The organism is Chroococcidiopsis cubana SAG 39.79, assembly GCF_003991895.1.
GTDB classification, from domain to species: Bacteria; Cyanobacteriota; Cyanobacteriia; order Cyanobacteriales; family Chroococcidiopsidaceae; genus Chroococcidiopsis; species Chroococcidiopsis thermalis.
In genome coordinates, this window is record NZ_RSCK01000033.1 from 31,663 (window position 1) to 45,439 (window position 13,777).

The following is a 13,777-nucleotide window of genomic DNA, read 5'->3' on the forward strand; positions in this document are numbered from 1 at the left end:
AGATCGTAACCTATAAATCGCGCATGACTCGCATTGCTGCATTGTGTCCTGCCGCACCAATCACCGAACCTGCGGGGTGACAGCCTGCACTAGCTGAGTATAAACCCTGAATCGGCGTAGCATATGGCAAGCGATCGTTAAATCCAAAAGAATTATCGACATGATGAATGTGTCCGCGTGTCAAACCAAAATGCTGTTCTAATCTCTGGGGATGGAGGGCAAAAACTTCTTGAACGAGATTGGAAGTACCAGGGGCAAAGCGATCGCAAATTGATAGCAAATGTTTTACATAATTCTCTTCCTCCTCTTCCCAAGTTGTTCCTTGTAATTCGTAAGGAACCCACTGCACGAACAAAGCTGAATTATGATGCCCTTGCCCGTCTTGTAAAGAAGGATCGAGAGTTGTATGAATGTACCATTCAATCGTCGGAAATTCCGGTAGTCTTCCCGCTTCCACATCCGCAAAAGCTTGATACAGATGCATCATTACTTCCGATTCGTCCGGTAATAAATGAATCGTCGTACCGTACTGACCCCGATTTTCAGGCAAACAGGTAAACTGGGGCAGTTCTCGCAAACACATATTGACTTTAAAAGTCGTGCCATCTCGCAAGTAACTATCTAGCCTGCGGTTGTAGTCGGCAGCAAAATTCTCCGTACCGACAAGTTGACGCATCCGAAATGGATCGGCATTAACAATGACAGTTTTAGCAGCAATCTCAGTGCCATCCTGCAACACGACACCCGTTGCGATATTCTGAGATACTACAATTTTATCTACGCCGCGCCCAGTTTCAATTTTTGCCCCAGCTTTCACCGTCGCCTCTGCCAGACGATGAGTCACAGTCCCCATTCCGCCTCGTACCACCATCCAAGTTCCATCACTCCCGGGGAGGCGACACATATTATGGACGAGAAAATTCATCCCCGTACCTGGAGTATCCCAAGTACCGAATACCCCTGTAAATCCATCGGTGACAGCATACATTGCTTTAACTAAATCGCTTTTAAAATCAAAGCGATCGAGATATTCGCCAACAGACTTGCGACACAGATCGACAAATATAGATTTTAAATGCGATCGCACGTATTTTTCTGCTGTCTCTTCTATCGATAGCGGTTCCTCTAACCACGTCGGGGCAATATCCTCTCTCAACTGTGCCAGTTCTTCTTGCAATGCCAAATTTGCTTGCCAATCAGCCTCAGAAAAAAAGGCAGTAAACTGCTGCTGCATCTGTGCCGTATCGGAACCAAACAGTAGGTAGCGTCGATCTAATGTCGGGACAAAATAGTGAGGATCGCGCCGGATCGTTGGTAGATCGATATCTAAAATTTTTAGTAGTTCTGGTGGCATTAACCCCAATAAGTACGCGCCTGTAGAAATACCTAAGCTGGGTGCAGTACGAAAAGGTGTTTCTGTCCGACAAGCCCCACCAATCGCCTGTTGTTCTTCCAGAACCAATACGTTCAATCCTTGACGGGCAAGTAGTAATGCCGCTACTAATCCATTATGCCCAGCGCCGACGATCGCAATATCTACAGAATGCTTCATATTAATGTTTGCGGTCATATGCTGTCACGGATTGAATTCAAGTTCCAGCATTCTGACTTTTGACTTTTGACTTTTGTACGGACAGGTTTACGAAGAAACTCTACTCAGAACAGACATTTTAAGTAGACCTGCCCCTACAATCTTGACGCACTCCACGCGATCGCGGGGCTAGACTTTAGCAGTTTTTTACGATCGCGCTGTTTTTTCTGCCTTGCCAATATACATAACTGACGTATTGTCTGTAATGCTTGCCCTCAAACTACCCGTTCTCTTATAGTGCCAGAAAGTAGCGATCGCATCCCAGGGTGAACTTCCAAATAGGCTAAAGCCTTTAATGTCAATATTCGTAAAACTCTGCTGTTGCATCAAACTCGTTAACTCCTCTGGTTTGATGAATTTCTCCCAGTCGTGAATCCCGCGATCGATCGCTTTGACGACTCCCTCCAAAAACCAAATCATCATCAACTGCGATTGCACAGTCCTGTTTATCGTGTCAAAACAAAACGTTCCTCCAGGCTGCAAGACGCGATGAATTTCCATGACAGTTTGTTGCCAATTCGTGACGTGTTCTAAGACATCGACACAAACAACCACATCAAAATAGCGATCGGCATAGGGCAGATCTTCGGCATATCCACACTGATAGTCAATCTCGAATCCAGAAGTTGCAGCATGGGCTTTCGCTGCGGCAATACAACTCTGAGAGCGATCGATGCCAAAAACCTTTGCACCCCGTGCAGCTAAAAATTCGCAAGAAAACCCTCCACCACAACCAACATCCAGAACTCTCAGCCCTTGCCAATTGGTTAAATGGCGATCGAAATACTGAAAGCGAAGGGGATTAAGGCGGTGCAGGGCGTAGATCTTAGCATCAGGTTGCCACCACTGGGCAGCACTGCGATCGTAAAACTCTAAATCGTTTTTTTTCACTAGCAAACAAATCAGTTGTCAGTTATCAGTTACCAGTGTAGAGACGTTACATGTAACGTCTCTACAGAGTTATCAGTTATCAGGGAGCAGGGGAGCAACTACCAATTACCAATTACCAACTACCAACTACCAATTACCAATTACCCTATGTAGTCCGCATTGCCACCCTAGCAGCATCAAAGTCTACCAGTTTAGCCATAGCGCCACTGCCTAAATCTACAGTATAAAGAGCATTTGGTTGTATGTATCTCGGTGCGCCAAAAGCAATCAGCTGGTTAGCGTTGTTGCATAATAGGCTTTGCAAGCCATTACCCCAAGAGTTGTTATTCAACCGCAATTGTACTAACGGCGTGACACTAGCTTGCGCTAAATTAATTCTGACGAGAGTAGTAGCACCGTTAGCAACGGCAGTTGTATAGATCGTGCCGTTGGGACAGATTGCTAAGGTACTATATTTTTGGTCAGATGGTAGGCTGAGTTTGACATTAAAAGTTCCTGTATTGGGGTTAACTTCTACCAGTCTTACAGGTGGCGTACCGTTCTTATTTGCAACCAAACCGAGAAGCACGCCATCTGGAGTTACCATTAAACTTTCGAGTCTTTGCTGGGGTGTGAGTCCTGAAACTGTCACCTCAGCACGCGATATCCCAGGAAAGCTGAGACGTGTCGGATTTCTGCCTTTCCTTCTAGTGGTTCTAGCGGGAGTTATGGCAACCACAGGCGTACCGTCGATTAAGTAAGCAAAACCGCTGATACTCTCATCCGTGGGCATTGCAGAGGTTACTCCCCTCTGGCTTCTCCCTGTTGGCAAGTCAATCGAGCTAATAATGACTTGCTGGGATGTATCAGAGGTATCGGAGGCATCGCCCGTCTCCACAGAAGGACTGGAAACATCGGTACGACTGGAATCTGGCGTAATAACAGTTCCCCTAGAACTAATGCCCGCGATCGTCAAACCTGGCGTTTGTGCCGAGGTTTTGCTCGCTAAATAGCTAAATCCGGCAATTGTAGTTGTGGCGATCGCCAATTGTCCAAACCGACGACGAGAAATTCTGATTTCCATATGCAATAAGTGGTGCGTGGTGCGTGTCTGGTGGCTAGTGACTAGTGGCTGGTGACAAGAATTGAGTCCAGTTACTAATCACTAGTCACTAACCACTAATAACTGTTCACTGATAACTGATTACCTAACCCTTATCCATCTAGCTACTGAAGGTATGCGACTGTTATTGCTGACAAACAACATGTACCAGCCAGCAGGGGCAATATTGCGATTAGATGTCAGAGTCACGGATAGGGAAGTACTGGTTCTAGAGGCGATCGGCAAATCTACCAGCCGTTGTTCTGTATCTAGTCCGTGGGTTGTTGCCATTGGTCTAATTAAGCTGACCCATTGGATGTTCTGTGCCTGGGGAGTCGTGACTGTGAATGTATTGCCCAGGGAGATTTCTGCGGGTGCGTTCTGAATTGTCGGTCGCGTTTGCGAGATGTAAGGCGGGCTGTAAATTTCAATTTGCCTGTCCTCACAAGGTAGTGATGGCGTGCCTGGAAGGTTGCCATTGCTATCGCATTCATTTAACCGCCTGGGATTACCACCTGTGGTGACAACTCTGCCATCTGGTAGCAGTAAGGCAACGGAGTGATAGAGGCGAACTCGGTTAGCTGGAGCTGTCAGCGTCCAAGTATTGGCGATCGGGTCGTAGATCTCTGCGGTCAGCGTGGCAGCATTCCCAGCTTCATCAAATCCGCTACCGTTACAAACTAAAACCGTGCGATCGGGCAGAATTACGGCGTTGTGGTGCTTGCGAGCAAAATTGAGCGATGGTGCAGCTGCATATGCAGGGTTAGTTGCGTTTAAGTTGATGATACTGACTCTATTAGTTGCCTGATTGGGATTTCCTCCCCCAATCACCATGACTCGTTGGTCTTGAGCTGGTGGAAGCAGTACGCTAGCAGCTTGAGCGCCAGAGTCAGGCTGTTGCAATGCACCTACGGGTGTTTCGGTAATTCTTTGATTGAAGTTTCCTGGTAAGGTGAGCAGGCGAGCGGAAACACCATTGTTAAAAGCAAAATAGCCTCCGGTATAAAAAACCTGCCCCGTAGCGGTCAAAATTAAATGGGCGTAAAGCTCGAAAGGACTGGTAGCTTGAGAAAACGCTCTCCAAGAGCTGGAATATATTTCTGGGTTGATTGCTAGATTGCCATTCACATCCAGCCCCGATAAGGCAAAAATTCGACCGTTGCCCAGCGTTAAAACTGTAGGATACCAGCGACCGTACTTCATTGAGGCTATGGCTGTCAGCTGCTCGTTACTCGGATCGAATAAAAAAGCAGCGGTTGCTCCATAGAAAGGGTCGTATTGCAGAGTTCCACCTGCAATCATTAAGCGACCGTCAGCGCGAAACGATTGTCCGGCACAGAAAAGATCGATGGGTAGTCCAGAGGGATCTGTTGGTGGTGATTGACTGGTAAACGTGCCGCTGTTTACATCCCAAACCACGCTGTTGAAGGGCGAATTAATTCGCGTGGGATTATTTCCCGAACCAGTGAAAAAAAAGACTTTTCCCGTTCGTAACAATGCTGCATGGACGGGGTTAATCGGGACTTGATAGGACAGAAGTTGCCAGCTACCTACACCACTGCCTTGGGCTATTAGCGTCCCAGTGCCAAATTTCTTGGTAGGTAAATTAAGTAGTTCGTGCTGAATCACTTAAATTTGTATCCTCCTGATGTCAGTTGTCAGTTGTCAGTTACATGTAACGTCTGTACAAAGTTGTCAGCCATCGGAGATCGGTGCAGTAAGATGATATGTCGCGCCTCTCTATAGCAGTCCTATTTGATTCATGAGCGGAGCAGGCTTCTAGTCTGCGGCAGGCTAGAAGCCTACTTTACAAATCATTTAGAACTGCTATATCACTATTAGCTAGTAGCTAATAGCTCGTAATTAAGACTAAATTGCGATCGCGTCGATCTCCTTTGTGCTGACTTTCTGTAACTAATTAGTTTTGTCTGTTGTACTTCAGCCCTGAAATGAAGACAAAAAACTCTGATGACTGCTATTAGCCTAAAGTTTACTTTTGATTTGTGGTAGATCTGACGTTCAAATGCTTGCCGAGAGCCACTCGACAATTTCCTTGGTTAAGTCTGAAAATAACTTTAATCCGCGAATATCTTCTCAATATACACGACATATTGTCAAACTCAACTATTTTTTTGACAAAGTTTATACCGACAAATCATATATTTTATTCGTGCAAATTTTGCACGTTTAGCTTGAATCTTTGCAAAAACTTTGTCTTTTTTTGAAACAAAAGCACGAGAAGATAGCCAAGTTCCAACAAGAGTTAGAAAGAGGTAATTTTTACTGCTTTGTCTCATTTGTTTAAAGGAATAATACAGGAAATCCGCGATCGCGTAAAACTGAATTTGATTTAGTTTGTTTAAGTAGTTTGTCAAAAAAACTACTTTACTTAAAGAATATTTCAATCGAAAAAAAATTTTGCCCAAAAATTCTCTTTCAACTCAAGTTGCGATCAAAACTCTAGAGAGTCGCTACAATGAAAGTTTGATGCTTCAGCCACTTATATGCCTTTGCCAATTGTTGCCATAGTCGGTCGCCCTAACGTGGGCAAATCTACGCTTGCTAATCGCCTGGCTGGAGTACAGGAGGCGATTGTCTATGACGAACCAGGCGTGACGCGCGATCGCACCTATATGCCTGCGTACTGGTGCGATCGCGAATTTTTGGTAGTCGATACAGGCGGCTTGGTCTTCGACGACGACACCGAATTTTTACCCCTGATCCGACAGCAGGTCATGGTAGCTTTGAGCGAAGCCAGTGCAGTGCTATTTGTCGTTGACGGTCAAACCGGACCACTGCCAGCCGATGAGGAAGTGGCGGCGTGGTTGCGGCAACAATCCTTACCCGTGCTACTTGCTGTCAATAAATGTGAATCACCCGAACAAGGTCTGATGCAGGCAGCGCAGTTTTGGGAACTAGGACTAGGCGAACCGTATGCTGTCTCTGGCATTCATGGCAACGGTACGGGAGATTTGTTAGACCAACTGATCGCCCACTTACCCCAACCTGAAGAAATTACTCCAACAAATGAGATTGCTGTAGCGATTGTCGGTAGACCGAACGTTGGTAAATCTAGCTTGTTGAACGCTTTTGTCGGCGAAAGTCGAGCGATCGTCAGTCCAATTTCTGGTACGACACGCGATTCAATCGATACCGTGGTCGAACACCAAGGACAAACCTATCGCTTAATCGATACAGCCGGAATTCGCAAAAAGAAAAACGTCGAATACGGACCCGAATTTTTTGGCATCAATCGTGCTTTTAAGGCAATTCGCCGCGCTGACGTGGTTTTACTCGTCATTGATGCGCTCGACGGCGTGACCGAACAAGATCAAAAACTCGCCGGACGTATTGTTGAAGAAGGACGGGCTTGCGTTCTGGTCGTGAATAAGTGGGATGCGATCGAAAAAGATACATACACAATTTACGACTACGAAAAAAACCTGCGAGAGCGAATGCAGTTTCTAGACTGGGCAGAGGCAATTTTTGTCAGTGCCACGACCGGACAACGAGTAGAAAAAATTTTAGAATTAGTAAACCGAGCCGCCGAATCTCACAAGCGTCGCGTCTCTACAGCAGTTGTCAACGAAGTAATTGAAGAGGCTTTGAGGTGGCATTCTCCCCCAGTAACTCGCCAAGGACGACAAGGAAGAATTTATTATGGCACGCAAGTCAGCGTTCAACCCCCAGCGATCGCGTTATTCGTCAACGATGCCAAGCGCTTCAACGACAACTATCGTCGATACATCGAGCGACAATTTCGCCAACAACTAGGTTATACTGGCACGCCGATTCGGTTATTCTGGCGTAGCAAACAAGCCCGCGACGTAGAAAAAAGCTCAAATCGCGCTACCCGCGTGTAGGAGAATTCGGAATTCGGAATTCGGAATTCGGAATTAAATTCTCCCCCTCAGCTCCCTCAGCCCCCTCAGCCCCCTCAGCCCCCTCAGCCCTCTTCTCCCCTACTCCCTACCTGCTCCCTGGTTGAAATGGACTTACTGCGATCGCTACCCATAGGGTTATATCTAGAACAACCGATTGCTTTGCTGCATCGACTCGATCCGAGGGTGAAATTGGCTTGGTTGCTCAGCTTTTTAGCAGCGCCAATTATGGCAAACTCTCTCTACCGAGTAAGTTTAGTCATCTTACTCATTTTGATTACTTTAACAGCAGGGATTCCCTGGCGAGTTTGGCGACAACAAATGGGTTGGCTGCTCACGTTGTCATTTTTCGTCTTAATTTTGGGCGCGGTAAGTCCTGACGGTTTAGGCGTAGATCCTCAACCCCGCTTGCCAACTGCCGAACAGGGTGAGATGTTGGTTTTAGGCAATGAGTTTGACGCGGGAGCAGGGAGTCGGGAGCAGAGGGGACAAGGGGGACCAGGGGAACAACGTCAACCGTCAACTGTCAATCGTCAATCAACTACCAACTACCAATACGTTTTATTTCAATATTGGATAATTACGGTAACGCGCCGCTCGGTCGAGCTGGCATTACGCTTGAGTACGAGCCTGTTTACTTTGATTTACAGCACGAATTTATATTTACTCACAACCGCACCAGAAGAAATTACCGCAGGTTTGGAAAGCTTGATGCTACCTTTGCGACGGTTTAAATTGCCCGTAACTGAAATTGCGCTGACTTTAACGCTGTCATTGCGATTTATTCCCCTGGTGATGGAAGAAGTGCAAAATCTGATTCGTTCCGTGCGAACCCGGGCAATAAATTGGAAAAAGCTAGGCATCAAGGGAGCATTGCGGGTGTGGATGGTAGTGGCAGAACGATTGTTAGAAAACTTACTTCTGAGAGCCGAGCAAATGGCTAAAGCGATGACAGTGAGAGGATTTACCACTCCGAATACTCATCGCGTCCAATGGCATCAGCTGCGTTTTACTACTAGAGACTGGATTGCCTTGGTGTGTTTGGTTGCATTTTGGGGAATACGTCTAACTTGGGGTAATGAGGTTTGAAATGAAACCCATGCAGCCTTGGTATTGGCGATCGCTTCCTTTAGAACAACGTAGCGGTTCTGAAGTATTTGCAGCCCTATTTCGCCCTGATGATAATCCAGACGCGATCGCAACTCTACTAGAGAGTCCTGCTCCAATATCTCAAGACCGTTCTCAACTGGCGCGTTACTCTATCTGTGCTGGCACACCCCGCATTATCGACGGACAGCCGCAACTGTGGACACCACCCGTCGGGGAGATTTTGCCATTCTTGCAGCAGCTATTGGAATGTAAGGGAGCAATTCAAAATTCAAAAGTCGAAAGTCAAAAGTCAAAATTCCCCGACTCCCCTGTACGAGCGGGTATGAAGCAAAAATCTATTGATGGAAGCCGTGAATCTTTTCCTAAACCCGCCCCTACGACTCCCGACTCCCTCCCTTTCACTGGAGGGTGGTTGGGTTGGTTGGGGTACGATCTGGCTTGGGAGATTGAAAAGTTACCCTATGTAAAATCAGATCCCTTACCATTTCCTACAGCTTATTGGTACGAACCTGAATGTTTTGCCGTTCTCGACCACTCAGAACAAATATTGTGGCTAGCTGTCTCCGCACCACAGCAGCTAAACGAGCTACAAGAACGACTTGAAAATTTAAAAGTTAAAAGTCAAAATTCAAAACCAACAACCAACAACCAACAACCAATTACCAATTACCAATTACCAATTACCCATTCACTACTCACTACCCAAGAAGAATACGAAACGGCTGTCTGCCGAGCAAAAAAGTACATTCAAGCTGGAGACATTTTTCAGGCAAATCTTTCTTTGCGATTTGAAACCAGCACGATCGCCAGTAGTTGGCAAATTTATCAAGCACTGCAACAAATTAATCCGTCTCCCTTTGCTAGTTATTGGCAGACTCCTTGGGGAGCAGTCATTAGCTGTTCGCCAGAAAGATTAGTACAATTACGCGATCGTCAAGTCCAAACCAGACCAATTGCAGGTACGCGATCGCGGGGAGTCACTCCTGCACAAGACTGCGATTTAGCTCAGGAGTTGTTAAGCAATACAAAGGAAATTGCCGAACATATCATGCTTGTAGATTTGGAACGTAACGATCTAGGGCGCGTTTGCGAATGGGGTTCTGTCGTCGTCGATGAATTATTAGCGATCGAGCGATACAGTCACGTCATGCATCTTGTGAGTAATATTACTGGCACGCTTAAACCAGAATACAATGCGATCGATTTAATTCGCGCCGCGTTTCCTGGGGGTACGATTACTGGCTGTCCCAAAGTCCGTTGCATGGAAATTATTGAAGAATTGGAGCCAGTCCGCCGCAGCTTGTTTTACGGTTCCTGCGGTTACTTAGACTGGCGCGGTAATTTAGACTTAAATATTTTGATTCGGACTCTGCTGTATGGCAGGGAGCAGAGTAAGAGAGCTGAGGGAGCTGAGGGAGCTGAGGGGGCTGAGGGAGAGAAAAGAGCTGAGGGAGAAAAAAATCTTCGAGTGTCCTCCGACGCTTCCCACACTTCCCACACTTCCCACACCCTACACCCCACACCCCACACCCCACACCCTATTCACAACTCCCGCAATCAAGTTTGGGGACAAGTTGGAGCGGGGATCGTTGCTGACAGCGACCCCGAGCGAGAATGGTATGAGTCCTTGCACAAAGCTCAAGCCCAAATCATCGCCTTAAAAAGGACAGAAGAATGAAGTCGTAAGTCGCGCATTCGCAAGTAATTCCCCCTGCTCCCTGCTCCCTTTCTTCACTGACAACTGACAACTGATGCTACGGTTAGGAACGGATATTATTTATATTCCTCGAATTGAGAAGGTAATAGGGCAATTTGGCGATCGCTTTTTGCAGCGCGTCTACACGCCAAATGAGCTATTGGATTGTCGTTACGAGCAAAATGCTCCTAGTCGTAATGCGATGAATAAACTAGCTGGTAGATGGGCGGCGAAAGAAGCTGTGGTCAAAGCTTTGGGGACTGGCTGGCTGGGCGTAGGCTACACTGACGTTGAGATTTGCCGTCAACCGAGCGGCGTTCCTACCGTGCAACTACACGCACGAGCGTTAGCAATGGTAGATTCTTGGGGACAGTTGCAGTGGCAGTTGAGTTTGAGCCATGACGGAGATTACGCGATCGCTACGGCAATCCTCTTCTGTTCTTAGGAGCGATCCTCAAGGCGATCGCTGTCAGCAACTTTATAGTTCTACATAAAGACAGAAGAATTTAGAAATTATCTCAATAAACTTAAAACAAATTGTGAATAATGAAATACAAATTACAAATTTAGACAATCGATATACCTCACTGCCATAAAATACATGTTTTAAGCTGCGATCGCTGTTGATGAATACAGAAAATTATTTGAATCATCCTACATTTGGGTTGTTATTCCGCATCTGCCTTTTGGAAGAACATCAAGAACTTTTCACTACCCTCTACGCCCAGCGCTTGTTTTTTTTAGTGACGATTGAAGCTTCAGGGATGAAATTCGAGCCAGTGAGTCGTTCTGAAGCTCGCTTACTATTGGAGACTCGACTGCGGTTCTTACGTCGTAACGGTCAATACCAGGAGTACGATCGATTACAGAAGACTTTGCAAGCCACCTTCCAATGACTAATCAGATTGCCGAACGTATTGCGCTTATCCGTCAACAACTACCAGCTACCGTCCGGCTAATCGCCGTCACCAAGCAGGTATCCGTAGAGGCGATGCGGGTAGCATATCAAGCCGGAATTCGGGATTTCGGCGAAAGTCGCATTCAAGAAGCCGCCAGCAAACAGCAACAGTTACAAGATTTACCAGATATCACTTGGCACTTGATTGGTAGTTTGCAAAGCAACAAAGCCAAAAGAGCTGTAGAACTTTTTCAATGGATTCATTCTCTCGATAGCTTAAAGTTGGCTCAACGTCTAGACCGACTGGCACAAGAGTTATGTTGCCGTCCTCAAGTGTGTTTGCAGGTCAAAATTCTCAGCGATCCGAATAAGTCCGGTTGGACTATTCCCGACTTGTTAGCCAGCTTACCAGAACTAAATCGCTGCCACAACCTGCAAATCGAAGGCTTGATGGCAATTCCACCCTTAGATTTGAATGATGCCGAAATTCTCAATTTCTTCGAGCAAACTCGCGATTTGGCTGACAAAATTCGGCAGCAACACTGGTCTAATCTTCAAATGCACCAGCTATCAATGGGAATGTCTGACGATTACCAATTAGCCGTCCAAGCTGGAGCAACGATGGTACGTTTAGGACGGATAATTTTTGGCGATCGCGTTTATCAGGGAGCAGTGACCAGTGACCAGTGACCAGTGACCAGTGACCAGAGATCGGTTGACTTCTCAGATAATTCTTAGTCCTCAGTTTCTAATTTATTATTTCGCATGTCAAATAACTTTTGGAAGAAAAACCAAAGTGAATATTAAAAATTTCCGAAAAATAGACTTGACAACTGTATACTGTGAAGTCAAAATTCAAGCTGAGAAATAGCCGAAACTTGTAAATTTGACTACAAAAAAGGCGATTTATCAAATTTCAAGAATTGCTAAGATTCGCAGTGAAACCTCAAAAAGGCGGATAACATGAACGCCAACTTCCTAAATCATTGCTTATTTGGTAGTTGCTCGAAACGGTTTTTCCCAGTAGATTTGTAGCGTGTAACGCAAGGGAGAGTGAAGTGAGTACGTTTTCTAAGCTGAAGCATTGGCTCGTTGGTACTAACGAAGAGTACGAATACGAAGACGAATTCGATGATATTGAAGAATCAGGGGATGAGGCATACTCACCCGAACCTACCCCTGTACCAGAAAAAGAAACGCGCCAGCAGCGTCGTTGGAATCAAGTTAACGCAGGTGGTAAAGGGAATGTAATTGATATGCATGGAGCATTGAACGGTAATTACGAAGTAGTTCTGATGGAGCCGCGTTCCTTTGAGGAAATGCCACAAGCCATTCAAGCTCTGCGCGATCGCAAGATGGTGGTGTTAAATTTAACAATGATGGAACCAGACCAGGCACAGCGCGCTGTGGATTTTGTGGCTGGCGGAACTTACGCGATGGACGGACACCAAGAGCGAGTGGGTGAAAGCATCTTCCTGTTTACACCGCTATGCGTTCAAGTCACAACTCCAGGAACTCTAGGTCACGACCTCCCACAAGCCGTACCTACACGTCCCCAGCGCATGAGCGCACCCGCACCCGCATGGACGGCTGAATCGACTAGAATAGCTCAATCTGGTTAAAATACGGTTCTTCAGCTCCTAGACGGTCAATACGTCATCAGTCATGAGTCATTGGTTACAAACATCAATAAATACAAATGACAAACGACAAATGACACATGACAAAACAGACTGATAGCTATGAGCCGATCGCTATGGAAAAATCGTCAATTAAGTTAGGTATTATTGGTGGCGGGGTAATGGGAGAAGCCATTTTATCCCGCCTTATTAGTGGGCGAATTTATCAACCTTTAGAAGTCATAGCCAGCGATCCGCAGCCGTCACGCCGCAATTTTTTGCAGCAACAATATGGCATTCAAGTAACAACAGAAAATGCCAAAGTCTTATCGGCAGATACAGTTGTATTGGCAGTAAAACCGCAGGTATTTGCAGCAATTAGCCAAGACTTGGCAGATGTATCCAATAGGGGCGCACAGCTGGGCGCCCCTACTACAACACAATTGCCGTTGATAATTTCCATCATGGCAGGCGTAACCTTACAGCAGCTAGAGAAGGCTTTTCCTCATTTACCAGTTATTCGGGCAATGCCCAATACCCCTGCTACAGTTGGCGCAGGTATGACGGCGATCGCTCTAGGAGATCGCGCCAGCGACGTTCACAAACAAATTGCCCTACAACTCTTTTCAGCAGTAGGAGAAGTCGTAGAAGTTTCAGAGTCGCTAATGGATGCCGTTACGGGACTTTCTGGTTCGGGTCCGGCTTATGTAGCCATCTTAGTAGAAGCATTAGCCGATGGTGGCGTAGCCGCAGGCTTACCCCGAAATATTGCTAACCAACTCGCCCAGCAAACCGTCAAAGGCACGTTGCAGCTGTTACAAGAAACAAGCATTCACCCAGCCGAATTAAAAGACCGCGTCACCAGCCCCGGCGGAACGACAATTGCTGGAGTATCAGCCTTAGAAAAAGCAGGCTTTCGTTCTGCCCTAATTGAAGCCGTAGTTGCTGCAACTAGGCGATCGCGAGAACTAGGGAATCAGTAGAGAGTGGTGCGTGGTACGTGGTGCATG

General features: G+C 46.4%; 12 protein-coding genes. 8 read left to right on the forward strand and 4 right to left on the reverse strand.

Annotated elements, in window-relative coordinates; genetic code table 11:
- Positions 1-10: 10 nt before the first annotated feature.
- The 4 genes from DSM107010_RS19140 to DSM107010_RS19155 all read right to left on the reverse strand — a co-directional run bounded on the left by DSM107010_RS19140 (position 11) and on the right by DSM107010_RS19155 (position 5,192).
- On the reverse strand, positions 11-1,570 hold the full coding sequence (locus DSM107010_RS19140; protein ID WP_106168495.1) for a phytoene desaturase family protein: 1,560 nt from the start codon (positions 1,568-1,570) through the stop codon (positions 11-13).
- 168 nt (positions 1,571-1,738) lie between these two features.
- Positions 1,739-2,482 (reverse strand): bifunctional 2-polyprenyl-6-hydroxyphenol methylase/3-demethylubiquinol 3-O-methyltransferase UbiG, encoded by a 744-nt coding sequence (ubiG, locus tag DSM107010_RS19145; RefSeq protein ID WP_015153765.1) that lies wholly within the window; start codon positions 2,480-2,482, stop codon positions 1,739-1,741.
- Positions 2,483-2,627: 145 nt separating this feature from the next.
- Entirely contained in the window at positions 2,628-3,545 is a 918-nt protein-coding gene (locus DSM107010_RS19150) for a hypothetical protein (RefSeq protein ID WP_106168496.1), read from the reverse strand.
- 120 nt (positions 3,546-3,665) lie between these two features.
- Positions 3,666-5,192, reverse strand: a complete 1,527-nt coding sequence (locus tag DSM107010_RS19155) for a galactose oxidase-like domain-containing protein (protein ID WP_015153763.1) — start codon at positions 5,190-5,192, stop codon at positions 3,666-3,668.
- Positions 5,193-6,067: 875 nt separating this feature from the next.
- On the opposite strand from DSM107010_RS19155, the gene der reads away from it, so the two are divergent.
- From der to proC, 8 genes are all read left to right on the forward strand, one after another.
- Entirely contained in the window at positions 6,068-7,426 is a 1,359-nt protein-coding gene (gene der / locus DSM107010_RS19160; RefSeq protein ID WP_015153762.1) for a ribosome biogenesis GTPase Der, read from the forward strand.
- A gap of 126 nt (positions 7,427-7,552) precedes the next feature.
- A complete protein-coding gene (locus DSM107010_RS19165) occupies positions 7,553-8,533 on the forward strand; it encodes an energy-coupling factor transporter transmembrane component T family protein (RefSeq protein WP_127023636.1) in 981 nt (326 codons plus the stop codon).
- A 1-nt stretch (position 8,534) separates the two neighbouring features.
- Positions 8,535-10,232, forward strand: a complete 1,698-nt coding sequence (locus DSM107010_RS19170) for an anthranilate synthase component I (protein WP_127023639.1) — start codon at positions 8,535-8,537, stop codon at positions 10,230-10,232.
- A gap of 73 nt (positions 10,233-10,305) precedes the next feature.
- Positions 10,306-10,695, forward strand: coding sequence for a holo-ACP synthase (gene acpS / locus DSM107010_RS19175; RefSeq protein WP_127023642.1), 390 nt, complete (start codon positions 10,306-10,308; stop codon positions 10,693-10,695).
- A 181-nt stretch (positions 10,696-10,876) separates the two neighbouring features.
- A complete protein-coding gene (pipX, locus tag DSM107010_RS19180) occupies positions 10,877-11,146 on the forward strand; it encodes a transcriptional coactivator PipX (RefSeq protein WP_015153758.1) in 270 nt (89 codons plus the stop codon).
- Positions 11,143-11,838: a YggS family pyridoxal phosphate-dependent enzyme gene (locus DSM107010_RS19185; protein ID WP_106168628.1), complete on the forward strand. Its 696-nt coding sequence runs from the start codon at positions 11,143-11,145 to the stop codon at positions 11,836-11,838. Before pipX ends, DSM107010_RS19185 begins: the two co-directional genes overlap by 4 nt.
- A gap of 368 nt (positions 11,839-12,206) precedes the next feature.
- A complete protein-coding gene (locus DSM107010_RS19190) occupies positions 12,207-12,770 on the forward strand; it encodes a cell division protein SepF (RefSeq protein ID WP_015153756.1) in 564 nt (187 codons plus the stop codon).
- Positions 12,771-12,868: 98 nt separating this feature from the next.
- Positions 12,869-13,750: a pyrroline-5-carboxylate reductase gene (proC, locus tag DSM107010_RS19195; protein ID WP_181246434.1), complete on the forward strand. Its 882-nt coding sequence runs from the start codon at positions 12,869-12,871 to the stop codon at positions 13,748-13,750.
- The last annotated feature ends 27 nt before the right edge of the window (positions 13,751-13,777 follow it).